Origin of the sequence: Haladaptatus sp. AB643, from assembly GCF_024136975.1 — an archaeon.
In the GTDB taxonomy this organism is placed as follows: Archaea; Halobacteriota; Halobacteria; order Halobacteriales; family Haladaptataceae; genus Haladaptatus.
Window position 1 is genome coordinate 84,344 of record NZ_JAMYJW010000013.1, and the last position, 23,188, is coordinate 107,531.

Below are 23,188 nucleotides of genomic sequence, written 5' to 3' on the forward strand. Positions count from 1 at the left end.
AGCACACACGCCTAAACACCCCATCCCCGCGTCAATGCCCGCCGGGGGTCGGAAAAAGCGGCAAGTATCGCGGAGACATGGCAGCGCCCCACTCCTTATTCCGAGAACCGGGTGTTCGACGGCCGTTGGCCCCCTTCGTAGTCGATGGGGCGGAATTCGTCTCCGTCGGCGCGTCCGATTCGAAGCCACCCCGTCGCGCCCCGTTCCCCACAGCCGATGCACTGTCCTGCCGCACGGGCTTCCACCCACGGACCGTCCACTCCGATGTCGGTGAACACCTCGACGAGGAACAACGCGGTATCACAATCACAGACGTCGTGGTCCACGAGCGGCCAGATATCGCTTACGCCGACGATTCGGGTATTGTTCACGTTGACCCACGCACCCTCGTCCAGCGTCCGAACCGCAGTTACCATGCCCTATCTCCGCGTCTCCGAACCCTCAATACATCGGCGGACGCAATCCCCGCCGAATCGCCTGACGCGTCGAAACGGGCGGAACACTCGATACCTACACGGCCAACCTATTTCCTGCACGAATTGCCGGAATACGGGAGTCGGAGATAGCAGTGGTTCTTACCGGTATGTGGGAGCAGTGGCCGGAATTACGGGTAGAGACGCGATTTAGGGGATTCCCGTCATAGGGTGTCCTGATGAATATCAGTGATGTAGCGACACGCCGACTCGTGGACGAGTCCGTTGTCGAACCGACAGCGGTAGTTTCACAATGGGGTGTGACAATCAGTGACTAAGGAACACGTGAGCGAATGCCACAGAAACGAATCTCAAGACGACGACCACCTACAAGACGTCCCTGATGGTGCAGGATGTACGGAAATCTGGGAGCACCTCTCCGACCGACGGGACGAGGAGGACGAAGAACCCGAAGAATGATCGAGGACACGGCGCTCGTACTGGTTGGTCACGGTTCACACCGGAACGCCGGGTCGGCGAGACCCGTCTACGACCACGCCGACGAGATACGCGCCCGTGACCGCTTCGCGGAGGTTCGGGAAGCCTTCTGGAAGGAAGCACCGTCACTGCGCGAAGTCCTCAGAACGGTCGAATCGACCGACGTAGTCGTCGTTCCCCTCTTCACCAGCGAGGGGTATTTCACGGAGCAGGTGCTCCCCCGTGAACTTCGGCTCACCGACGAATGGGACCTCGACGTGGACAAGCGAGTTCGCTACGCCGACCCGGTCGGGACCCACGAATCGATGGCCGACGTCATCGTCGAACGTGCCGAACACGTCACCGACGACCCGAGCGTCGGGGACGGCGTCGGACTGGCCGTCGTCGGCCACGGCACCGAACGAAACCCGAGGAGCGCGAAGGCGACCCGCGACCACGTCGCGGGTCTCGAAGCACGCGAGCGCTTCGACGAGGTGCGGGCGCTGTTCATGGACCAAGCGCCGTACATCGACGACCTGACCGATCACTTCGAGAGCGACGAACTCGTCGTCGTCCCGCTGTTCGTCGCCGACGGCTACCACACCCAAGAGGACATCCCGGAGGACATCGGTCTGACCGACGACGCCGAATCGGGGTATCCCGTCCCTGCCGACGTCGATGGCAAACGGGTCTGGTACTCGGGTGCCGTCGGAACCGAACCGCTCGTCGCGGACGTCGTCATCGAGCGAGCGCGAGCGACGCTCGATGACGGGGATGAGCCGGTCGAAACCACAGAGCAGGCCGCCGACGCCGAGCGTAGCGAGGCCGAGACGGCCCGCGATGCGTTTTTGGGCTGGCTGGCGGACGGCGGGAGCGACGAACACCACGACGCGACCCGAACGTGGGGGCAACTCGCCATCACGACCACGCGGACCGCTGACGGTAGCCGTCGATACGAGATTCGGCACGTCGAGGACCGCGACGAGGAATTGGACGAACTCGACTCCCACGCCGACCCCGCAGAAACGCGCGACCGGGTGCGGTTCACGGACGACGGGGAGTACCGCCCGCTGGCAACGGCGTCGACGCTTCCCACCGGCTGGGTGCTTTCGGACCTCGACGCCGCCGACCTCCTGCGGGCCGTCGAGTTCGTCTACCCGGCGACGATTTCGAACTGGTACCGCGAGCGGAACGGCGAACTCGACGTGAGCCACTTTCGGGAGACGGCCGAGCGCCAAACCGGCGTGTACGCCGACGTGGGGGACATCGGACGCGAAGCGCTCGACCACGCCGTCGAAGCCTGCTGTGTGGATTCACAGTGCAGTGCGCGGCGCGAATGGGACGCGGCGGACGACGACGAAATCGCGGTTCCGCGCGGGGACGGCGAGTTCCCCTGCCGGGAGCCGTGTTCGTTGTTCATCGCGAAGGTACGGGAGTTTCAGAAGATGGAGGAGTGCGGGGAAGACGACGCCGAAGACGGCTACCGAGCGCGGTACCGGAGCGCACGACGCGGAGGACGAACATGAGCATGCACACTGGAACGGTTTATTTGGTTGGTGCAGGACCGGGCGATCCGGAACTGCTGACGGTAAAGGCGCGGAGACTACTCGACGACGCGGACGTCGTCTGTCACGACAACCTCGCGGACGACCGAATCGTGGAGTCGTGTCCCGAGACCACGGAGCGGATGTACGTCGGCAAGCGACCCGGTCCGGACGGCGAGCGAACCACACAGGAGGAGATAAACTGCCTGCTCGTTCGACTGGCACGCGAAGGGAAGGACGTCGTTCGGCTCAAGGGCGGCGACCCGACGGTGTTCGGCCGCGGCGGCGAGGAAGCAGAACACCTCGCGGCCGCCGGAATCGACTTCGATATTATCCCGGGGATTTCGAGCGCCGTCGCCGCGCCGGCGGTCGCCGGAATCCCGGTGACCCACCGCGACCATGCCTCCTCCGTGACGTTCGTCACCGGCCACGAGGACCCGACGAAAGCCGAGAGCGCGCTCGACTGGGACGGACTCGCGGCGACGGTCCGAGCGGGCGGGACGCTGGTGATCCTGATGGGCGTCCGTCGCCTGCCGGACAACGTGACCGCACTGCGGAACGCGGGACTTCCCGAGGATACGCCCACTGCGATGATCGAGAAGGCGACGCGTGACGACGAATTCACCGTTACAGGGACGCTCGACACCATCGTGGAGCGGCGCGACGAGGTGGGCATCGAACCGCCCGCGGTCACCGTCGTCGGCGACGTCGTCTCCGTGCGCGACCGTGTGGCCGAGTTCCTCGAAGGTGCGCCGTCGGTCGGCGTGCCGTCGTTCGCGGACGCCGCCGTCTCGGAGCGAGGTGTCGAGTGATGACTCGTGAGTTTCGGGACTTCGTCGGACACGTCGGCTCCGGGCCGAAGTCCGCCGACGACATGAGTTACGAGGAGGCCAAGTTCGCCTTCGGGGAAATCCTCGCGTGCGACGTGTCCCCCGTCGCGCTCGGCGGTTTCTGGGTGGCGAACCGCTGGAAGCGCAACACGCCCGAGGAACTGGCCGGTTTCGTGGACGCGATGCGCGAGGAGTCGGTCGAAATCGCGGCACCGGACTGTGACCCCGTGGACTGCGGCGCGAACTACGACGGCAAATCCCGGACGGCGCTCCTCGGCGTCGCGTCGGGACTCGTCGCGGCGGCCGCCGGAACCCCCGTCGTCGCCCACAGCGGCGACCGCGTCCCCATGAGCGAGGGCTCTGCCTACCGGCACGTCCTCTCCGAACTCGGCGTGGAAACCGACCTCTCACCCGAAGAAAGCGCCGCGATGACGGACGAGGTCGGCTTCGGTTTCTACGACCAAGCACAATTCAATCCTGCCGTCGCCGCCCTCGAAGACGACCGGCGGGCGCTCGGCGTGCGGACGTTCGTCAACACCGTCGAAACGCTCGCCAACCCCGCTGACGCGTCGGTCCATCTCGGAAGCTTCTTCCACACGACGTTCGGCGAGCGGATGATCAACACGCTCTCCGAGAGCCGAACGCAGGACGTCGAGCGCGTGCTGATGTTCCAGGGATTGGAGGGCTACGACGACGTTCGACCGGGCCACACGACGTACGTCGAGTGGGACGGCGCGGAGATCGAGACCGACCGCCACGGGATGGACTTCGACGGCGACGCGCTCGCCGTCGAGGACGTGGCGACCGACTCCGCCGAAATCACCGAGGCGGTTCTCACCGGCGAGCGCGACGGTGACCTCGCGGACGCCGTCGCGTTCAACGCCGGACTTCGGTTGTACGCCCGCGACGACGTGAACACCATCGACGATGGCGTCGAGCGAGCGCGGGACGCGCTTGCCGACGGATCGGCTGAGGACCGGTTCGTCGCGCTCCGACAGTTCGAACCGTAACCATTACAAAACTCGTTCCACGATCGCATCCGCTTCCTCTCTCGCGCTTTTCTCGTCCTCGGCGTTCCATACGGCATCCGAGTCGACAACCGCACGAACGGCGTCGCGCCGTTCGTGCGGGGGAACGTCCCTTCGTTTCAGTGCTTCCCGCAGGTCGCTCGTGACCGCCGCGACGGTTTCGGCCCCCTCCAGTTCCGGTTCGATCCGTTTCCTGAGTTCCTTGCTCAGTGCCGGACTGCGCCCGCCGGTTCCGACGGCGACGACCACGTCGCCGTCGCGGGCCGTCGCGGGAACGACGACGCTTCCCGACTCCCGTTCGCCGCTCCGGTCCGCGCGGTTGACCAGAATTCCGCGCTCGCTCGCCGCTCGCTCGATGGCCGCGTTGCACTCGTCGTCGCTGGTCGCGGCGACGACGAGTGCGGGTTCCGTCCTGTCGAGCCACGAATCCACGTCCCCCGGCGAGACGTGCGCCCGGACGAGTGAGGTGCGTGCGCCTCGCTCGTCCGATTGTCGGTGTTCGCCCAGTTCTTCGAACTCGTCAGTGAACTCCGCTCCGACCACGACGACCGTCGCTTCGCGCGCGAAGCGACGGGCCTTCCGGTAGCCGACCCGTCCCCCGCCGAAGACGAGTACGCGCTCCCCGCGGAAGTCGTGAAGCAGCGGAATCATGCGTGAAGCGTGAACTCGACCGTCTCGTACTCCCCGGCGTAGTACGCCCGACAGAAGTCGTCCTCCGTCCCGTAGTCGCCCTTCGGGACGACTCGAGCGGCCACGGAGACGGTCAGGGGCGACTCGTCGAACGGGTACGGATCCAGTTCGAATTCACCGTCGCCGACCGGTCTCACCGTGATGGAAACCTCCTCGCCGGGTGCCGTCGGCACGTCCTCGATGGTCGTCTCGTCCGGCGATTCGGTCGTCCCGAGGATCAGCGACAGGACGTCCCACACTTGTAGGAGTTCGTAGTTACACCAGAGGCGACTCGTGGGTCTCTCGGGCGGTTCTCCCTGCTTGTGAAGCGCGGTGAGCAGTTCCATGTCCTCGTCCGAGAGTTCCTCCTCGTCCTCGTCGGCTTCCATCAACTCGCCCGCCAGTCTCGTCTGTCGTTCCTCCTCCTTCGCCACGAACTCCTCGAACGCGGGTTGCGTGTCGGGCCACGACGTGGAGAGGCCGTAGCGTCGGCGGCGGAGTCCCGAACCGTGCATGGACGCCAGCAGTCCGGCGTAGGTGTTCAACTCGGCAACGCTGCTGATGCCGCCGTCGTAGAATTCGACCCACTCGTCGGCGGGTACGCTCACGAAGTTAACGAGGTCGCCGTCTTCGAGGTGTGGTTTTCGATCGTACTCCCACCAACCGTCGTCGTGGGTGGTCGCCACGAGGGTCATCGCGGCGAACGGCTCCGGGCGCTCGAACGTCTCGTTTCCCCAGTGCTCCGCGAACTGCCCCGCCAACGCCGCGTGGTCGGGTTGCGTGATGAACCGATATTGGTCGTCACCGTGGGCGATGAGCATCGGTCGAAATTGGGTCGGGCGGAATAAAAGCGTGTGCCGACCCGCCGTCCGAAGACGGCGAGTCACCGCCGGACTCACTCCATCTCGGCGTCTGGGCCGATGGTGATGACGTTCGTGCCGAACGGTTCCATCGGTTTCTCGAACGTCGCGGTCAGTTCGTCGTTCGGGAAGATTCCGAGGATACGAGCCGCCTTCCGTCCGACGTTCCGGATGCTGTGCGGTTCCTCGGCCGGAACGAGCGCGATTTCCCCGGTCGAGAGTTCTATCGTTTCGTCGCCGACCGTCGCCTCGACGGTTCCGGCCGTGACGTGCAACAACTCCTCGTTGCTGTCGCGGTGTGTCGGCAGGTAGTTGTCCGGTTCGAGTTCGATGCAGACGAGCATGATGTCCTCGCCCGCCACCTCGCTCGCTTGCGGGGTCCCCGGCGACAGCGGGAAATAGCCCCGCAGTCGGGCGTGGTCGTCCCCCTCCTGCCACACATCCGTTCCCTCGAACTGATAGAGGGGTACGGATTGTAGTTTCTCGTCTCGCGATTGGACTGCCATGATTCCTCCTGATGGTTCTCGCAGTGGGGGCACGTAGGACGAAAAATTCACCTCCGTTTCCCCAAGTGACGCTAGGCCGATCCGGAGCATCACCCTTTCGTGGGGCAGTTTTCCGACAGTAGGACGTAGCTACCGTCCCGTCCTCGAATCCGTACGAACCGCATACTCTTGCGCGACACCGTCGTGGTCCCGACGAGCGATGACACCCGAGACGTCAGCACCCAACGAGTCCGCATCGGACGCTTCAGCCTGTTCGCGCTGCCGAGACGACGCCGTTCTCCGCGTCGTCCGCACCGAAATCGAAGGGCGTTCTTCCCCCGTCCGAACGTCGTCCTCCGACGCCGCGGACTCCGCGACCGTCTGTCGGGACTGCTTCGCCCGCCTCCGCGCCGACCCGAACGCCTCGTTCAACTCCCTGTTCGAGACCGGGGACGCTCCCGACCTCACGCGTCATTTCATCAAAATCGAACGGTTGTAGTCCGCAGTCGGATCCTGTTTTCAATACTCCGGCGGCACGTACAGGTTGACGGTTTCCAGCGGTTCCTCCCCGGTGTTCGTGATCTCGTGTGTCTCCCTTGGCTCGATACAGACGAGGTCGCCCGCCGACAGGCCGACCGTCTCGCCCGCCACGACTGCCTTCCCCCGTCCCGAAATCACGAACAGCCACTGTTCGCTCCCCTCGTGGCGATTCTCGGGTCCGCCCGTCGATTGTCCGGGCGACAACACCATCGAGGCGGCCTGTGCCCGTTCGGTTTCCAGCAACACGTCGAACCAATTCGCCGCGTCCGCCGTCGTCGTTCGTTTCATACGCCCCGTTCGTCCCGCGTCGGCAGAAACGTTCGGGCGGGGATCGGGTGGGATCGGACGGAATCACCCGTTTGACGCCGTCGGCGCGGATTCGTTTATCCCCGTCCGGCACGTCCCTTTCTGTATGCCACAACGAAAGTTCGCACGGGAGGCGGCGGGCGGCGGATTGCTATCGGTGCTCTATCGACTGCGACGCGGGGATGCGGTCACGGTCGGAACCGACACCGGCCCGCTCCGGGACCCGCGCGAGTTCACGGTCGAACGGGTCGCCGAGGAGCGCACGGCGCGGGACGGTGAGATCTACTACCGCGTTCACCTCCGAGGGCCACGGGACGGCCACTACGTGTTGATGCCCGAGAAACCGCAGGGAAAGGGCGCACACGTGCCGCCGGAGTTGTTTTACCAGCATCCGACCGACCGCGACAGGTGGGACGAACTGGAGGAGGAAACCGAGGGAAGCGTCGTCTTCCTTCGGCTTTCCGCGGGGGAACCAGCCGCCGCGGGTCGGTCAGACTGACTCCACGAACAGGTCGAGTTTCGAGTTCGGCGAGTTCGTGCTGAGTCGCACGCCGTCGAAGTCGCCGCTTTTCGCCGTCCGATACTCCACGCCACGAATACCGCCACCGACGCGCCCGAACGTGAGTTTCGGACGCTGTGCGTAGGGCTTATCGAATTTCACCGTTGCGTGTCCCGATTCGTCGACGGCAACGCCGCGATGAACGTCGAACGCTGGCGTGTTGTTCCGGACGCGCGACGTCGGACTTGAGACGTGCCACGGTCCCCGAACGTCGGACCAGTTGGCTTCGTAGCAGTTGTCCGCCCCGTCGCCTTCCACGATTGCCGGTCCGCCGCTCCGGTAGATGCGGTTTCGCCGGACGAGATTCCCCTCACTCCGGACCAACATCCCGGCTTCGTGGCCCTTTCCGGCCGCGTAGTTTCGGATTCGGTTGTTAAGGAGTTCGTGGTTCGTCTCGCCACCGGCGGCGACGAGTCCGATGCGGTCGAGATCATTGAGGCGGTTCCCTTCGACCGTGACGAACCGGGCGTCGGCGAGCATGATTCCCGTCCGCCCGGTCCCCGAAATCGTGTTTCTAGAAACGATGCCGTCCTCCGCGCCGTCGATCCTGATGCCGTCGCTCGCGACGTTTCGAATCCGATTTCGCGCGACGACGAAATCGGTGATGCCGTCGGTCACGTTGATTCCGCGACCACCGTAGCCGTAGAGGTCGTTGTCGACGGCGGTGATGTGGTTCGCGTGGGCGATATCGAGCGAGATACCCGAGTAGTCGTCCCGTTTCTCCTGTGCGCTGACGTTGTCGGCGATTCGAACGGCGTGGGTCGTCCCGTCGAAGCCAAGGTGAAAGAACGACTTGTGGTGTCCGAAGCCGAGGTTGTTCGCGATGAGGACGTAGCCGCCGTTACCCTGCGTTTTATCGCCGCCGAGACCGATCAGACTGCCCTCCCGGTTGTTCCCCAGCACGTTGCCGACGACGGCGATGTGTTTCCCTTGTCGATGGCGTCCCCGTCGCCAGATGTCACAGGAGATAGAGCGGTCGAGTCCGTTCGTGACGGTATTTCCGGAGACGACGACGCGCGTGCCGCCGACCTGGATTCCCCTGTCACCGATGTCTTCGATGCGATTGCCGAGGATGCGGACGTTCCGGCTCTCCCGTTCGGCGCTGATGCCGCTCCCGCCTGTGCTGTGTTCGTGGTAGGGATGCGTTCGCGTCACGTAGTTTCCCGAGATAGTGACGTTCTCGGCGTCACGGACGATGATGCCGTGACAGAGCTTCGTGAAGATGCTCTGCTCCTCGGGGTTGCCGTCGAAGCCGATGCCGCGAATCGTGACGTCCTCGCAGTGACGATGATGACCGATACGGAACCCGCCAGCGTTGGCGTCCGCCGCCGGTTTGATGAGCGTCCGGATGCCGGGACCGACGACGGTGACGTCGCTCACGTCGATGTCGAGCCACCCCGTCGTTCGATACGGTGCGTTCTTTCCCGTGATGAGGACCGTCTCGCCGGGCGAGAGGTTCCTGAACGTGGCTTCCAACTCCGCCGTCGAGGTGACGATGGAGTCGACGACCCCGAGTTCGTTCTCACGGCCGCCGCTCGCCCCCCATCCCGCAAGTGCGAACGCCAACCCAGCAGTTCCCCCCAGTACCCGTCGCCGTGGAATTTCGGGCATTCTCCGTGAGATGCACGACGCGAACCACCCACTGATTTGTGGCCGAAGTATCACGTTTCGACGATGGCCGGGCGGCGGTGTGCGGACGGTTTCGTCGGGAAGTAGACATCGGTTGTGCCGATTCAGGGTTTGAGATACCCCGGTTCAGGGTTCGAACCATTCCGTTGCAGGCCGTAGAATACCCCTTTCAGGCACTGCAACACCCCCCCGAAGGTGGCGAATAACAAACTCGTATTCCGCCGTTTCGCCTCGTGAGATGGTTCCTGCCGAACGTTCAACGACGAGCTACAACGCGGTGACATGCACGCCTCCGAGAAACGGACGAGCGAACGAATCCGAGAACGAGTTCGAGCGCGATTTTTGCACGAGGGGAGTGCTGTGACCGGCACACCGACATCTACTCGACGCGGGTTCTGTGCGTCCGTCGGCGCGGTTAGTCTCTCCCTCCTGAGCTCACCCGTTACCGCCCGCTCGACGGATGGGCCGGGCGGGCGGGTCGTGTTCATCTACGACGATTCGCCGGAGGAGGATTACACGGAAACGTTCCCCGTGCATCAGGACGAAGGCGTTCCGGGCTGTATCGCGGCGGTGTCCGATCGTATCGGGCATTCGTCGTGGCTCTCGCCGAAGCAGTTACGGGAGATGGAGGGCGACGGCTGGGAGATCATGTCCCACTCGGTTCGGCATCGAGCACTGGGAGCGATCGCTGTCACGCAGGACATCGAACCGGGGGATACGAAGGTGTACGTCGAGTCGAACTTCCACAGTCGGGTTCCGGGCGACGAAATCGTGGTGGAAAACGATAATCGGTCGGCGACGTTCACCGTCGCCGACGGTGGCGAGGATTCCTCGGGGGAGTACCTCGTGAGCGAGAAACCGCTTCGGACCGGATTCATGGCGGTCGACGGCGTCACCGAACGCTACACTGACGAGCGGATCCGCCGTTCGCTCGCGGATTCGAAGCGGACGCTGGAGGGATTCGGTGTGGATATCTCGGCCATCGTGCTCCCGTTCGGACGGACGCAGGGACGGGTGCAGGAACTGATTCCGGAGTACTACGACGTGCTCGCCAACCAGCATCACGGCGGGTTCAATCCGCGGAAATCGCTCGATCCGTATCATCTCGGCCGAACGGTGTTCCGCGGCGACGACCTGTCGGCGTCGGAAATCGGCGACTTCCTCGACAGGGTACGAAAGGAGAGTGCACTCGGGATATTCGTCGGACACAGTCGGGAGGAGACGCTCACGCCTGCTCGCGTTCGGGAGACGATTCGCATGTCCAAGGACCGGAACCTCGAAATCACCACCCTCCGCGACGCCCTGACCGATTTCGGGGTCGTGACGGGAAACCGGGCCACGACAACCGCGACGACCCGGTCCACAGCGACGCAAACGACGACGGATACCGCGTCACGCTCGTCGGCAACTGGTGGTCGGACGGCGACGCCGGACACGACGTCCGATGCGGGCGGAACGGATGGCGACGGCGAGTCATCGCCGTCGCCGTCGATGGAACAACTCGGTGCGGTGTCCGTACTCGGAGCGCTCGGTGCCGGTGTCCTCACCTACGCCCGCCGGAACGAGTGAGTATCGTCCCTCGACGTTCTGGAGTCGATACTGACAACTCCCTGCTTTCGACCCGATTTCGAGTCGGGCGGATCGACCACGAATATCCGTTTCAGCCCCTGAGAACTTCACGAACGAGAACAGTAGGGCCTCAATTCTTTTACAGGGGACGGGAGTAACCTTCTCCGTATCGTGCGATAGAACACAGCGGGTAACTCAGAAGGTAACCATGTCCACACAACGCCATCCCACTCACGGCGCGGCGAGCACGCGTCCGAACGACGAACGCTACGCGGTGGTCGTCATCACGAAAGCCGAAGGGATGGAGGTAGTCCTGCACGGGCTTCAACGGCGACGGGCGGAACGAATCGCGTCCCGGAAGAACCGAAACCGTGACGCGATGACGAACGTCCAACCCGTGCGGGAGGACGAACTCGAAGAGCGTAGCGCCCAACTGAAACACCCCGACGACTGATCGCTGCGATACACATCACGACGGCACTCCACGGGCCGTCGTATTTTTTCAACGAACTCTCGTCTCCGAGGTTACCCTACCGGCCAACCTCGCTCCCGTCAACATCGCTTTATCCGTCCCCCGTGTCGGAACGGACGTGAGAAACTCCCGTTTCGTCGCCGCGCTGTTCGCCTACGTCGCGTTGGCGTGGGGCGGTTCCTACGTCGCCATCTCCGTCGGTCTGCACAACCTCCCGCCGGTGTTCTTCGCCGCGAGCCGTCTCGACATCGCGTCGGTCATCCTCCTTCCGGCCGTCATCTACCGATACGACGACTGGCGGCCGAAACTGACGGGTGATTGGCTGACCATCGGTGCTGCCGGGTTGTTCGTCGCCGCCGGAGCGAACGCCTTCCTCTTCCTCGGCCAGCAGTCGACCCCCGGCCCCGTCGCCGCCGTGATATTCGCGCTCAACCCGATACTGGCGTCGCTGTTCGCGTGGCTGCTGTTGCCGAGCGAGCGGCTATCCGTCGTCTCGGTGTTCGGCATCGTCCTCGGTATCGTCGGCGTCGCAGTCGTCGCGGAACCGAGCCCAGACATGCTCCTCTCGGCGGCGGGACTCGGTCCGTGGATCGTCCTCTGCGGTGCGGCCAGTCTCGGTTCCGGAACCGTCCTCACGCGGCGATTCGAGACGACGCTTCCGACGCTCGTGACCACCAGTTGGGGCCTCCTGTTCGGCGGTCTCTTCCTCCACCTCGTGAGCGTGGGTCTCGGTGAGCACGTCTCGACGGGGTGGAGTTCGACGCTCCTGCTCTCGGTCCTCTATCTGGGGCTGATCGCCACCGCCGGGGCGTATTCGGCGTACTTCGAACTCATCGACCGCATCGGCGCGGTTCGAACCGCGCTCGTCTCATACGTGGTTCCCGTCGTCACCGCCATCGCGAGTTGGGTGATCGTCGGTGAGACCATCACCGTCCACACCGTCGTCGGGTTCGTCGTCATTGCGGTCGGCTTCGCCCTGACGGAACGGCGGACGCTCATCGCCGGGCTTCGTCGAAGTCGTTGGATCGGAACGGACGCGTGAGAGGGACGGAACGAAGTGGCGGAGAAAGAAATTAGTTGTTTTGTTGAGAATATTCGGCAAACATGGTCCGCACGGTTTCCGACTGGTTCCCCGACCGCTCGCCGACGTGGGGGGAAATAACGATAGTACTGTTCTCCAGTTTCGGAACGGTGACGAGCCTCTTGGACCTCGGTACGATTTCGTGGTGGTGGGTCGCCGCCGGATTCGTCCTGACCGGGACCGCCGCCGGTCCCGCGGGAACCACGACGGTAGGAAAGCGGTTCGGACAGTGGTTCCGGGACATCGGCGTCACCGGGCGAGCGTCTGCGATCATCCTCTTTGCCGTCGTCGTCTGGGGAACGAGGTTTACCGTCGATGTTCCGGTTGTCGGGGTCGAGAGCTTCGTTGCCGGGATGTGGGTCGCGCTTATCCTCTATCTTCTCGCGTACATCGTGAAGACCCGCGAAATCGACGGCTGGCGAACGGGGTAAGGTGGTGACTGTTTCCGAAAAATCCCTCGAAATCGAGACCGGTATCGTCCTCATCTCCGTCATCGTCCACTCGAATCAGCTCACGGACGAGTGATACGGAGACAACGGTCGAATGTCCTAATCCTCTTCCAGCGCCAGTTCTTTGAAGAACCGTTCGGACACGATGTCGAACAGTCGCTCGTTGATGGCGGGCGAGTCCATGTCGCTGTCGGCGAAGATTCCGAGCGAGACCTGTCCCCCGGCGCGGTCCTGATGCCCTCCGGCGGTGCCGAAGTCGGCGAAGGCCCCGTTGAGGACCGCGCCGATGTCGATGCGGGGGTCGAACGACCGGCCGCTGAGCCAGAGGTCGCCGTTGACGATACCGATGACGAGCACGGTTCGGATGCCTTCGAGCCGAAGGAGGTAGTCCGCGGCCTGCGGAAGCGCGCCGCTGTCGGGGGTTTGCCCGATGCTGGAGACGAGGACGGACCCGCGCAGAGTGCGGTAATGGATCGCCCGCCCCACCGCGTCCAGCGTCTCGGGCGTGAGCGACGACCCGTACACCTCCTCGATGAGGTCGATGTCGGCGTGCGGGAAGAGGTCGAGCGCCGCTCGGTAGTCGAGTTCGGTCGGGTAGCGGATGTCGTCCAGTCGTTCGCGGTGGATGGCGAACAACAGCGCCGAGGCGACCAAGCGAGGTGGCTTCCCGTTCAAGTTGGTCACGTACTCCGCGAGTATCGCCGCCGTCGAGCCGTACTCGGGGCGCGCGTCCACGAACGACGCCTCCGTCTCGGCGATCGATTCCACGTTGTCGATGACGACGTCGGCGGAGACGGTCGGCGGCATTTCCACCTTCGTCCCCGAAATCGAGTGGTCAACGAACGCGACGAGGTCGTACTCCTCGAAGGCGGTATCGTCGATCTCGTTCAGTTCGATGTCGAAGATGCTGATGAACGACCGGATCTCCTGGTGCGTGATGTGGCCCTGATAGAAGATGTCCGTGTCGTGTACGCCGTTTTGTGTTGCGATCCATTCGAGCGCGTAGGCACTCGCCAGACAGTCCGGGTCCGGTTGGTGATGACAGACGATCGCGAGCGACTCCGTCTCCTCTAAGGTGGTTGCCAGTTCTTCTGGTTCGCCGACAGCTATCTCTCCCATTCTCCATCCCCTGTATCACTATGTGTGTGTCAAACAGGAAGCTACCGGTTGGTTTCGCCGTCGGCCGGAAAAATGGAAGTCGAACGGCTATTCGGTCATCTCGATCAGGTCGTCCGGCATCGGAACGACGCCGAGTTGCTGCATCATGCCGAGCATGTCCCAGTTGGCCCACGTCTGCGTGATTTCCCCGTCCTCGACGCGATGCATGGCGAGACCACTGATCTCGAACGTCTGGCCCGTCGGCTCGTGACCCATGAACTCGCCTTCGTGGGTGCCGGTCTCGGTGCCACGGAAGACGACCAAATCGCCTTCGCCGATCATCTCCTCGATGGCGACTTCGGCGTCCGGGAACGCCTCCCCGAACATTTGGATCATCTCTTTGAACTCCTCGGGACCCTGTGCACCCGACGGTGCGTCGGGGTCGTATCGGACGTAATCCGGCGCGAGCAGTTCGTCTGCGACCGCTTCGTCCCCCTCGTTCACGAATTCGTTGATCAGTCGATTGACTATTTCTTTGTTTTCGTCTACGTGTTCCATACTATCCCCCCAGACACCGTTACGCCGTCGGGGTACAAATTGTTGTCTGGGAGTCATCTCCAACTGAAACCGGGTGCAGAATAGCATCCATCGGCTGTCGAGTTGAATACGATAGTCGACTGGCAAACACTTATTTAGCGATCGGTGTGCAACTATGTGTCATGGCGAGCAACGCCGATTACAAGCAAGCGGTGCTCGACTCGAACCCGGACGACTGGCGAACCGACGATGCGCCGGACTCGTTCGTGTATCCGAACCGGGACATCACCATGGAACGGATCGGAGACTGGACGCCCACGTCCGCCCCGTGGGAGGAATGGACCGCCGCCGACACGCTTCGACGTGCGAAATACCGTCTGTATCACGACGGTGCCGCGTTCGACCAGTTGGACGTTCTGGCCCTCGACGACGGAACGTTGCTACCGATGCCCGACTACGGTCCTCCGGAAGAGAAACCCGACGCCATGCCCAACGAGTACGTCCTCACGCTGACGCGCTATCAGGACATGCTCGGCCGTATCGCCACTGATGGCGATTTCAAGAGCGCACGCGCTGACGTAGGCGTCGTCGTCCGTGAAAAAGGGAGGTGAGAACGGGACGGCCAGCGATCGAATCAGCCCCTTCGGACCGTTCACCGACTGACGAGAAAATTCAACTCGAAAACCGTTCTGACGGCGCTGGTGCATTGATATGTCTGCCCGGTGTATGCCATTCATGATTTTCGACCCAACGGCGGAGCACGACCCGCTCGAAACGGCCGACAGTCTCGTCACGGATGGCGGAACGACGGAGGAGAGCATCGAAATCGAGTTCGTCATGGAGGAGGACGAGGACGTCCACGACGGGGACCGAATCCTCGTGCCGATTCTGGACACCCAGACGGACGACGAACAGGAGTACGACATCAAGCGACTGCTCGGGGCCGCGTCGTCGCTGGCCCGTTCCCGGGACGGCGTGGTGCATCTGGTCAACATCCTGCTCTTCCCTGCACAGACACCGCTCGATACCGTCGCACGGGACTCCACGATCGAGGAGGAACGGAAGAAAGCACGTGATGACGTAATACGGCTTTTGAATTGGGCCGAGGATAACGGGTTTCGAGATTCGATGCAGGGGAGCGTCTGTCTCGCGCACAAGGAGGCGAGGACGTTGCACCAACTGGTCGATGAGGGAGAGTACGACGCGGTGTTTCTCGGGACGCGAAAGCAGACCTCACAGCGACAGCGGTTGCTTCGCGGCGACACGATCGAGCGGTTCCTCGAAACCGCGACCTGTGACGTGTACGTCGAACGGTTCGGACTGGAACCGTACGTCGAGGAGTTGGGTTCCTCGGCCGAACAGGCACACCGACTACTGCTGGCCGTCGCCGATAGCGTTCACTCCGATTTGGCGGTCGACCTCGCACATGCACTGGCGACGGCCGCGGGCGCTCGAATCGATATCGTTCACTGCGTGTCGACGGACGCCACCGAGGAGGAGATGGAGGCGGCGAGACGACTCATCGAGGACGTCGAAACCCGACTCGGTGACGTCCCCGAGGCGAGTTCGAGTATCGTCAAGACGGAACACGCACCGGAAGAGATCATCCATCGCTCGAACAACTACGACGTGACCATCCTCGGCGCGACGCGCGAAACGCTCCTCCAACAGTTCATTTCCGGGTCGCTCCCCGAACGCGTGCGTCTCGGTGCGAAAAGTACGGTGTTAATGGCGAAACGCGGCGAAGACTGATCCGTCGAACACGTTTTCATTTCGACGAAATAACCGCAGTGGATTTGATAAATATTACATCAGTATTCCCGAACATTGTCGCACAGCAATGTTTTAGGACAGCCTAAAAATCGGAGCTTTTACGGTGGATTAGGTCGGCCTAAAAACTGTATGCAACGATGCAAGCCCCAAAGGAAACGGAGAGCGACGGCTTTGCGACTCGATTCGACGGGGAGGGTCCGATGACCCGCCCCGAAAGCGAGCGACTGCTCGAAAAGCAGGCGCGTCGCGAGTCGAACGCCCGAACCTATCCGCGACATCTCCCGCTCGCCATCGAACGAGCGGAAGGCGTGAAAGTCGAGGACGTGGACGGGACCACCTACTACGACTGCCTCGCGGGCGCGGGGACGCTCGCGCTCGGCCACAATCACCCGGCCGTCGTGGGGGCCATCGAGGAAGTCCTGGACGCGAACGGACCGCTTCACACGCTCGACATCACGACGCCGACGAAGGACGCCTTCGTGGACCGACTGTTCGAGAGCCTCCCCGACGACTTCTCGGACTCCGCCCGCGTGCAGTTCTGTAGCCCGGCCGGAACCGACGCCATCGAAGCGGCGCTGAAACTCGCCAAGACGGCCACCGGAAACCGCTCCGTGCTCGGGTTCCAGGGCGGCTACCACGGAATGACGCACGGTGCGCTCGGGTTGATGGGCGACACGGACGCGAAAGAGGACGTTCCGGGAACGATGCCGGACGTCCACCACCTGCCGTATCCGTACGACTACCGCTGTCCGTTCGGCATCGGTGGCGAGGACGGCCACCGAACGTCGAGCCGATACGTCGAACGCCTGTTGGACGACCCCGAGAGCGGCATCGTCTCTCCCGCCGCGATGGTTCTCGAACTCGTACAGGGGGAGGGCGGCGCGATTCCCGCACCCGACGACTGGACGCGCGAAATCCGACGCATCACCCGCGAACGCGAGATTCCGCTCGTCGTGGACGAAATCCAGACGGGTCTCGGTCGGACGGGCGAAACTTTCGCCTTCGAACACGCGGACATCACCCCGGACGTGGTGACACTCTCGAAGGCAGTCGGCGGCGGACTCCCGCTCGCAGTCGTCGTCTACGACGAGTCGCTCGACGTGTGGGAACCCGGCGCACACGCCGGAACGTTCCGCGGCGACCAGTTGGCGATGGCCGCCGGTGAGGCGACCATCGAGTACGTCCTCGAAAACGACCTCGCGGGACACGCCGAACGGATGGGGAAGCGACTCCGCGACCACCTCGAAGGGACGGGGGAGGCGTTCGACGCCATCGGCGACGTTCGCGGCCGCGGCCTGATGCTCGGAGCCGAAATCGTGGACGTGACGTCCGAACCGGACGAGTTGGGGAGTTTCCCCGCCGCACCCGACCTCGCGTCGGCCATCCGTGCGGAGTGTTTCGACCGCGGCCTCATCGTGGAACTGGGCGGACGTCACGGGAGTACCGTCCGGTTCCTGCCGCCGCTCATCGTCACGAAAGACGACGTCGACGCCATCGCGAAACGGTTCCACGAGGCGGTCGGTGCGGCGGTCGAACAGGAACGACAGGGGGTGAAGACCACATGACGCCGATGGAACGGGAGCGGGACGAACGGACGTCCCCGAAATCGCTGTTCATCGGCAGCGACGAGGGCGATGACGCGTACCGAACCGCCATGAACCGAGCGGTGGATGCGGTGCTCGACTCGTCGGACGGCGACCCGTACTCCGGTCAGTCGCCCGCGTCGCTCCGTGACCGATTCGCGGACGAGCGGATGATTCCCGAGGAGGGAGTGGGCATGGAGGGAGCGATCGAGGCCGCCGCGCCGATACTCGGAAACTCGGTCCGCGTCGAGAACCCGACCTGCTTCGCCCATCTCCACTGTCCTCCGATGATCCCTAGCTTGGCCGCCGAGGCGATGCTCTCGGCGACGAACCAGTCGATGGACTCGTGGGACCAGAGTCCGGCGGCGACGACGGTGGAAACTCAAATGGTCGAGGAACTGTGTTCGCTCTTCGGCTACGACGCCGACGCTGGCGACGGCGTGTTCACCAGCGGCGGAACGCAGTCGAACTTCCTCGGCCTGCTGTTGGCCCGCGAGTGGTTCGCCAAGGAGCGCTTCGGTACGGACGTACAGCGCTCGGGGCTCCCGCCGCGCGCGAAGGCGATGCGAATCCTCTGCTCAGAGGAGACCCACTTCACCGCCGAACAGGCCGCCGCCCATCTCGGACTGGGAGAAAACGCCGTGGTGACCGTCGAAACCGACGACGACCGCCGGATGTCCCCGGACGCACTCGACCGGACGGTCGCGCAACTCCACGAGCGGGAACTGATCCCGTTCGCGCTCGTCGGCACCGCCGGGACGACGGATTTCGGCAGCATCGACCCGCTCCCCGAACTCGCGGAACGGGCCGAGGAACACGACCTCTGGTTCCACGTGGACGCGGCCTACGGCGGCGCGCTGGCCGCGAGCGACCGACATCGCGAGCGTCTGGCGGGTATCGAGCGGGCCGACTCCATCTCCGTCGATTTCCACAAACTGTTCTATCAGCCCATCAGTTGCGGCGCGTTCCTGCTCCGCGATGGCTCGCAGTACGAACACATCGCACGGAACGCCTCGTATCTCAACCCGGCGGGCGACAACGCGCCGAACCTCGTCGCCAAATCCACCCAGACGACGCGGCGGTTCGACGCGCTCAAACCGTTCGTGACGTTTCAGGCGCTCGGCCGGGACGGATTGGCGACCCTCATCGACGGCACCATCGACCTCGCCGAGGACGTCGCGTCCCTGCTCGCGGACGATGAGGCGTTCGAACTGCTCGCGGAACCGACGCTCAACGCCGTCGTCTTCCGGTATCGGCCGACCGAGAACCTCTCGGACGAACGGGTGGGCTGGCTGAACGAAGCGATACGCGAGTCGTTGCTCCGTGAGGGGACGGCCGTCGTGGCGCGGACGACGGTGGACGGTGTGCCCGCGTTGAAGTTCACGCTCCTCAACCCACGGACGACGCTCGATGACGTGGCCGAGGTGCTCGACACGATTTCCAAGCGCGGCGATTCGCTGTGTGCCGTCTCGCCGGAGGTGAGCCGATGAGCCATCTATCGGAAGTGGACGAGCGGACGGCCGCCGACGCGTCGGCGGTCGCCGGGTCCGCGACGACGCACGCCTTCCTCAACTCGTATCTGCGGGAGACGGGCGCGGGCGAACTCGTCGATTCGACCGCACCCGCCGGGCAGGCGATTCGGTTCGAGTTGCCGACCGTCGGCGTCGAAATCGTCGCGCCGCTGTCGTACCGCTCCCCGACCGGTCGCCACCTGTTCGACCTCCCGGTGCGGTTCCGTGCGGGCGATGATGACGACTGGACGGACCTCGACTACGCCACGCTGGCGTCGCTCGTCGTCAAGGAACTGTCGTTGGAACGCTCGGGCGACAACGTCGCCGACGAACTGCTTTCCCGCGTGCTGTCGAGCAAACGTGCGACCGAGCGGTTCGTCGGCGCGCGCGCCGACGACTCGGAGCGACTGTACGGCACCGACTTCGAGTTCACGGATGCGGAACAGTCGCTCGTCTTCGGTCACCTCCTGCACCCGACGCCGAAGAGTCGGGAGGGTATCGCACACCGCGACGCGCCGACGTACGCTCCGGAACTGCGCGGGTCCTTCCCGCTCCACTACTTCCGGGTCTCCCCCGAACTCGTCGCGCACGATTCGGCACGGGGCGAATCGGCAATCGAGTGGGTGAAGGAGGAACTCCGCGAGGATTCGTCGGTTTCCGAATCGTTCGTGTCCGAACACGTCGAGAACGACGACGCGCTGATTCCGGTCCATCCGTGGCAGGCCGAGCATCTGCTTCGGAAGCCGTTCGTGGAGTCGCTCGTGGAAGACGGCTCCCTCGAACATCTCGGTGCGGTGGGTCGGGAGTACTTCCCGACGTCGTCGGTTCGAACGCTGTACAGCCCGGAATCGTCGTTCATGGTGAAGGGGTCGCTCGCCGTCACCATCACCAACTCCGAGCGGACGAACAAGCGGCCGGAACTGGAACGCGGCGTCGCCATCACCGAACTGATGGACACGGAACTCGGCGACGAACTGCGCTCGCGGTTCCCGGGGTTCGACGTGGTTCGCGACCCGGCGTATCTGACCGTCGAAGCGGGACCTGAGCCCGAATCCGGGTTCGAAGTCGTCCTCCGCGAGAACCCGTTCCGCGGCGAGGATGCGAAGAGCGCGACACCCATCGTCGGCCTCTGTCAGGATTCGATCGGTGGAAACTCGCGGCTCGGGAACATCGTGTTGGAAATCGCGGCGCGGGAGGGTCGGAGCACCGCCGAGGTCAGCGAGGAGTGGTTCCGTCGGTACCTCGAAATCTCGGTTCGTCCGGTGCTGTGGCTCTACCTGACCCACGGCATCGGGCTGGAGGCCCACCAGCAGAACAGCGTACTGACGCTTGCGGAGGGGTATCCGGACACGTTCCGGTACCGTGACAATCAGGGCTACTACTTCGCGGAATCGACCCAAAGCGATGTCGAGGAGTACCTCCCCGGCGTCGCCGAGCGTGCCGACACGCTCGTTTCCGACGCGCTGGCGGACGAGCGAATCAGGTACTACGTGATGCTGAACAACACGTTCGGCGTCATCAACGCCTTCGGCTGTGCCGGACTCGCCGACGAGCGCGACCTGCTGGCTATCCTCCGCGAGGAACTGGAATCGCTCGCGGAGTTCGAGCGCGAGGAGTCCTCGTTGGTGACGAGCCTGCTCACCGAGCGCCGACTGCCGTGCAAGGCGAACCTCCTGACACGTTTCCGCGGCATGGACGAACTGACCGGGACGCTCGAAAACCAGTCCGTCTATTCCGAGGTCCCGAACCCGCTCGTGACGGAACTGGAGGGACCGCGATGACCGGGGCCGCCGGACTCGTGGCGTCGAACTACGACTACCAGACGCACGACGACGACGCGGAAGCGACCATTTCGTTCCGACAGGCCGAGATGGGGAGCGACCTCGGTCGGCTTCACCGCTGGTTGAACGAACCGCACGTCCTGCCGTACTGGCAGTGGGACGACCCGCTTCCCGAATTCCGTCGGAAGCTGGCCGACAAGTTGGCCGACGACCACCAGACGCTCTACGTCGGCCACCTCGACCACGTGCCGATGAGCTACTGGGAATCGTACTGGGCTTCGGACGACGACCTCGCGGAGCACTACGACGCCCGGCCCACCGACCAAGGCATCCACCTGCTCATCGGCGTGCCGGAGTTCCTGGGCCACGGTTACGCGAAGCCCCTCCTTCGGGCGATGACGGCGTTCCAGTTCCGCCACGACGAGACCGACCGGGTCGTGACGGAACCGGACGTTCGGAACGAGAAGGTCATCGGCGTCTTCGAGGCGTGCGGATTCGAACCCCGACGCGAGTTGTCCTTGGAGGAGAAGGACGCCCTGCTCATGATCTGTGAGCGCGAGCGGTTCGAGTCGGAGGTGTTGGGCCGATGACCGATTCCTACGACGTGGTCGGCGTCGGCCTCGGCCCGTTCAACCTCGGGTTGGCGGCGCTGTTGGACGACACAGACTGCGACGCGCTGTTCTTCGAACAGAAGCCCGAGTTCGAGTGGCACGGCGGCATGCTAATCGAGGACGCGACCCTCGAAGTGCCGTTTCTCGCCGACCTCGTGACGCTCGCCGACCCGACCAGCGAGTACAGCTACCTGAACTACCTTCGGGAGACGGACCGTCTCTACGAGTTCTACTTCTACGAGACGTTTCAGGTTCCGCGGCGGGAGTACGACGACTACTGCAAGTGGGTCGCCGACACGCTCGAAAGCACGGCGTTCAGCCGCCACGTAACGGACGTTCGCTACGACGAGGCCGACGAGGTGTTCCACGTCACCGCGCGCAACCCGGAAAGCGGCGAAACGGTCGAATGCGAGGCCGACGACGTCGTGGTCGGCGTCGGCAGCGTTCCGCACGTTCCGGAGGCGTTGCAGGGACATCCGGAGTCGGACGTGTTCCACACCGCGAGTTACCTGGACCGGAGGGAGCGCTGTCTCGACGCCGAAGCCATCACGGTCGTCGGGTCGGGCCAGAGCGCCGCCGAGGTGTTCCTCGACCTGCTGAAACGCCAACCAGAGGCGGGCTACCGCCTCGACTGGTTCACGCGTTCGGACGGCTTCTTCCCGATGGAGTACTCGAAACTCGGGCTTCAGTACTTCACGCCCGAGTACACCGAGTACTTCTACGACCTCCCACAGGAGCGAAAGGACTCGATCCTGCCCGAACAGGACCTGCTGTACAAGGGAATCGACCCCGAGACGAGCGAGGGGATATACGACCTGCTATACGAACGCTCCATCGGCGATTCGGAACCCGACGTGGGAATGCTCGCGATGACCGAGGTGGAGGACATCGAGGAGGCCAGCGACGGCTACCGCCTGACCTGCGAGCAGCGACAGACGGGCGAACGGTTCGCTCACGGGAGCGACGTGGTCGTCCTCGGAACCGGCTATCATCGCCCACAATCACCCTTCCTCGCCGGAATCGAGGACCGAATCGGTCGCGACGCGAAGGGTCGAATTCGCGTCGCCGAGAACTACGAGATCGAGTTCGACGGTGCCGGACGGCTGTTCGTTCAGAATCCCGGACTCCACAGCCACGGCGTCGGCTCACCCGACCTCGGGCTGTGCTGTCAGCGAAACGCCGTCATCATCGAATCGCTCCTCGGCGAGGAACGGTATCCGACCGACGAGGACACCGTCTTTCAGGACTTCTCCGTCGAGCGGTTTTGTGAAAAATCGCCCGACAGCGAACGATTGAGCGACGGTGATCGGTTGAGCGACGGCGAACGCTCGGACGACGAACGAGCCTCCGACGAGCGGACAACGACCACACGGGAGGATTGAC

At 63.9% G+C, this 23,188-nt stretch carries 25 protein-coding genes and 1 pseudogene; 18 read left to right on the forward strand and 8 right to left on the reverse strand.

All coding sequences use genetic code 11. The features are described from left to right. Window positions 1-95 precede the first annotated feature (95 nt). On the reverse strand, window positions 96-416 hold the full coding sequence (locus NKF25_RS20745) for a hypothetical protein (protein WP_253228544.1): 321 nt from the start codon (window positions 414-416) through the stop codon (window positions 96-98). Window positions 417-743: 327 nt separating this feature from the next. Between NKF25_RS20745 and NKF25_RS20750 the strand changes: the two genes are divergently transcribed. The 5 genes and pseudogenes from NKF25_RS20750 (at window position 744) to NKF25_RS20765 (ending at window position 4,274) form a co-directional block, all read left to right on the forward strand. Beyond that, window positions 744-893 (forward strand): hypothetical protein, encoded by a 150-nt coding sequence (locus NKF25_RS20750; protein WP_253228602.1) that lies wholly within the window; start codon window positions 744-746, stop codon window positions 891-893. Next, window positions 890-1,687 (forward strand): annotated as a pseudogene (locus NKF25_RS24495) (CbiX/SirB N-terminal domain-containing protein); the annotation flags it as partial. The gene NKF25_RS20750 and the pseudogene NKF25_RS24495, both read left to right, overlap by 4 nt. 51 nt (window positions 1,688-1,738) lie before the next feature. Beyond that, window positions 1,739-2,416, forward strand: coding sequence for a DR2241 family protein (locus NKF25_RS24500; RefSeq protein WP_342766344.1), 678 nt, complete (start codon window positions 1,739-1,741; stop codon window positions 2,414-2,416). Continuing rightward, a complete protein-coding gene (cobA, locus tag NKF25_RS20760; protein ID WP_253228546.1) occupies window positions 2,413-3,246 on the forward strand; it encodes a uroporphyrinogen-III C-methyltransferase in 834 nt (277 codons plus the stop codon). The genes NKF25_RS24500 and cobA overlap by 4 nt, the downstream gene beginning before the upstream one ends. Beyond that, entirely contained in the window at window positions 3,246-4,274 is a 1,029-nt protein-coding gene (locus tag NKF25_RS20765; protein ID WP_253228547.1) for an anthranilate phosphoribosyltransferase, read from the forward strand. The genes cobA and NKF25_RS20765 overlap by 1 nt, the downstream gene beginning before the upstream one ends. A gap of 3 nt (window positions 4,275-4,277) precedes the next feature. Here the strand turns inward: NKF25_RS20765 and NKF25_RS20770 are convergent, their stop codons facing one another. The 3 genes from NKF25_RS20770 to NKF25_RS20780 all read right to left on the reverse strand — a co-directional run bounded on the left by NKF25_RS20770 (window position 4,278) and on the right by NKF25_RS20780 (window position 6,327). Continuing rightward, window positions 4,278-4,943, reverse strand: a complete 666-nt coding sequence (locus tag NKF25_RS20770) for a bifunctional precorrin-2 dehydrogenase/sirohydrochlorin ferrochelatase (protein WP_253228548.1) — start codon at window positions 4,941-4,943, stop codon at window positions 4,278-4,280. Further along, window positions 4,940-5,782 (reverse strand): DUF3891 family protein, encoded by an 843-nt coding sequence (locus NKF25_RS20775; protein WP_253228549.1) that lies wholly within the window; start codon window positions 5,780-5,782, stop codon window positions 4,940-4,942. The genes NKF25_RS20770 and NKF25_RS20775 overlap by 4 nt, the downstream gene beginning before the upstream one ends. 74 nt (window positions 5,783-5,856) lie before the next feature. After that, a complete protein-coding gene (locus tag NKF25_RS20780) occupies window positions 5,857-6,327 on the reverse strand; it encodes a cupin domain-containing protein (protein WP_253228550.1) in 471 nt (156 codons plus the stop codon). Between the two features lie 199 nt (window positions 6,328-6,526). Here NKF25_RS20780 and NKF25_RS20785 point away from each other — a divergent pair, with 199 nt between their 5' ends. Beyond that, window positions 6,527-6,805, forward strand: coding sequence for a hypothetical protein (locus tag NKF25_RS20785; protein ID WP_253228551.1), 279 nt, complete (start codon window positions 6,527-6,529; stop codon window positions 6,803-6,805). A 20-nt stretch (window positions 6,806-6,825) separates the two neighbouring features. Here the strand turns inward: NKF25_RS20785 and NKF25_RS20790 are convergent, their stop codons facing one another. Beyond that, window positions 6,826-7,134, reverse strand: a complete 309-nt coding sequence (locus NKF25_RS20790) for a cupin domain-containing protein (protein ID WP_253228552.1) — start codon at window positions 7,132-7,134, stop codon at window positions 6,826-6,828. Between the two features lie 124 nt (window positions 7,135-7,258). On the opposite strand from NKF25_RS20790, the gene NKF25_RS20795 reads away from it, so the two are divergent. Next, complete coding sequence (locus tag NKF25_RS20795) at window positions 7,259-7,651, forward strand: hypothetical protein (RefSeq protein ID WP_253228553.1); 393 nt, start codon at window positions 7,259-7,261, stop codon at window positions 7,649-7,651. On the opposite strand, the gene NKF25_RS20800 is transcribed toward NKF25_RS20795, so the two are convergent. Further along, window positions 7,643-9,322, reverse strand: a complete 1,680-nt coding sequence (locus NKF25_RS20800) for a right-handed parallel beta-helix repeat-containing protein (RefSeq protein ID WP_253228554.1) — start codon at window positions 9,320-9,322, stop codon at window positions 7,643-7,645. The two genes, NKF25_RS20795 and NKF25_RS20800, sit on opposite strands and share 9 nt — an antisense overlap. A 378-nt stretch (window positions 9,323-9,700) precedes the next feature. Between NKF25_RS20800 and NKF25_RS20805 the strand changes: the two genes are divergently transcribed. The 4 genes from NKF25_RS20805 (at window position 9,701) to NKF25_RS20820 (ending at window position 12,893) form a co-directional block, all read left to right on the forward strand. Then, window positions 9,701-10,909: a polysaccharide deacetylase family protein gene (locus NKF25_RS20805; protein WP_253228555.1), complete on the forward strand. Its 1,209-nt coding sequence runs from the start codon at window positions 9,701-9,703 to the stop codon at window positions 10,907-10,909. Between the two features lie 208 nt (window positions 10,910-11,117). Next, the gene (locus NKF25_RS20810; protein ID WP_253228556.1) at window positions 11,118-11,363 is read left to right on the forward strand and encodes a hypothetical protein; all 246 of its coding nucleotides are present in this window, start codon (window positions 11,118-11,120) and stop codon (window positions 11,361-11,363) included. Between the two features lie 136 nt (window positions 11,364-11,499). Then, the gene (locus tag NKF25_RS20815; RefSeq protein WP_253228557.1) at window positions 11,500-12,423 is read left to right on the forward strand and encodes an EamA family transporter; all 924 of its coding nucleotides are present in this window, start codon (window positions 11,500-11,502) and stop codon (window positions 12,421-12,423) included. A gap of 62 nt (window positions 12,424-12,485) precedes the next feature. After that, window positions 12,486-12,893, forward strand: coding sequence for a hypothetical protein (locus NKF25_RS20820; RefSeq protein WP_253228558.1), 408 nt, complete (start codon window positions 12,486-12,488; stop codon window positions 12,891-12,893). 117 nt (window positions 12,894-13,010) lie between these two features. Here NKF25_RS20820 and NKF25_RS20825 read toward each other — a convergent pair whose 3' ends face one another. Beyond that, entirely contained in the window at window positions 13,011-14,030 is a 1,020-nt protein-coding gene (locus NKF25_RS20825; RefSeq protein ID WP_253228559.1) for a bifunctional oligoribonuclease/PAP phosphatase NrnA, read from the reverse strand. Window positions 14,031-14,117: 87 nt separating this feature from the next. Further along, a complete protein-coding gene (locus tag NKF25_RS20830; protein ID WP_253228560.1) occupies window positions 14,118-14,567 on the reverse strand; it encodes an ester cyclase in 450 nt (149 codons plus the stop codon). Window positions 14,568-14,728: 161 nt separating this feature from the next. Between NKF25_RS20830 and NKF25_RS20835 the strand changes: the two genes are divergently transcribed. The 7 genes from NKF25_RS20835 (at window position 14,729) to NKF25_RS20865 (ending at window position 23,187) form a co-directional block, all read left to right on the forward strand. After that, on the forward strand, window positions 14,729-15,157 hold the full coding sequence (locus tag NKF25_RS20835) for a hypothetical protein (protein ID WP_253228561.1): 429 nt from the start codon (window positions 14,729-14,731) through the stop codon (window positions 15,155-15,157). 124 nt (window positions 15,158-15,281) lie between these two features. Further along, window positions 15,282-16,298 (forward strand): universal stress protein, encoded by a 1,017-nt coding sequence (locus NKF25_RS20840; protein WP_253228562.1) that lies wholly within the window; start codon window positions 15,282-15,284, stop codon window positions 16,296-16,298. Between the two features lie 221 nt (window positions 16,299-16,519). Continuing rightward, complete coding sequence (locus NKF25_RS20845; RefSeq protein ID WP_342766345.1) at window positions 16,520-17,884, forward strand: diaminobutyrate--2-oxoglutarate transaminase; 1,365 nt, start codon at window positions 16,520-16,522, stop codon at window positions 17,882-17,884. After that, on the forward strand, window positions 17,881-19,392 hold the full coding sequence (locus NKF25_RS20850; RefSeq protein ID WP_253228564.1) for an aspartate aminotransferase family protein: 1,512 nt from the start codon (window positions 17,881-17,883) through the stop codon (window positions 19,390-19,392). The genes NKF25_RS20845 and NKF25_RS20850 overlap by 4 nt, the downstream gene beginning before the upstream one ends. Further along, the gene (locus tag NKF25_RS20855; protein WP_253228565.1) at window positions 19,389-21,194 is read left to right on the forward strand and encodes an IucA/IucC family protein; all 1,806 of its coding nucleotides are present in this window, start codon (window positions 19,389-19,391) and stop codon (window positions 21,192-21,194) included. The genes NKF25_RS20850 and NKF25_RS20855 overlap by 4 nt, the downstream gene beginning before the upstream one ends. Then, the gene (locus NKF25_RS20860; protein WP_253228566.1) at window positions 21,191-21,784 is read left to right on the forward strand and encodes a GNAT family N-acetyltransferase; all 594 of its coding nucleotides are present in this window, start codon (window positions 21,191-21,193) and stop codon (window positions 21,782-21,784) included. Before NKF25_RS20855 ends, NKF25_RS20860 begins: the two co-directional genes overlap by 4 nt. Then, window positions 21,781-23,187 (forward strand): lysine N(6)-hydroxylase/L-ornithine N(5)-oxygenase family protein, encoded by a 1,407-nt coding sequence (locus tag NKF25_RS20865; RefSeq protein WP_253228567.1) that lies wholly within the window; start codon window positions 21,781-21,783, stop codon window positions 23,185-23,187. The genes NKF25_RS20860 and NKF25_RS20865 overlap by 4 nt, the downstream gene beginning before the upstream one ends. Window position 23,188: the final 1 nt, after the last annotated feature.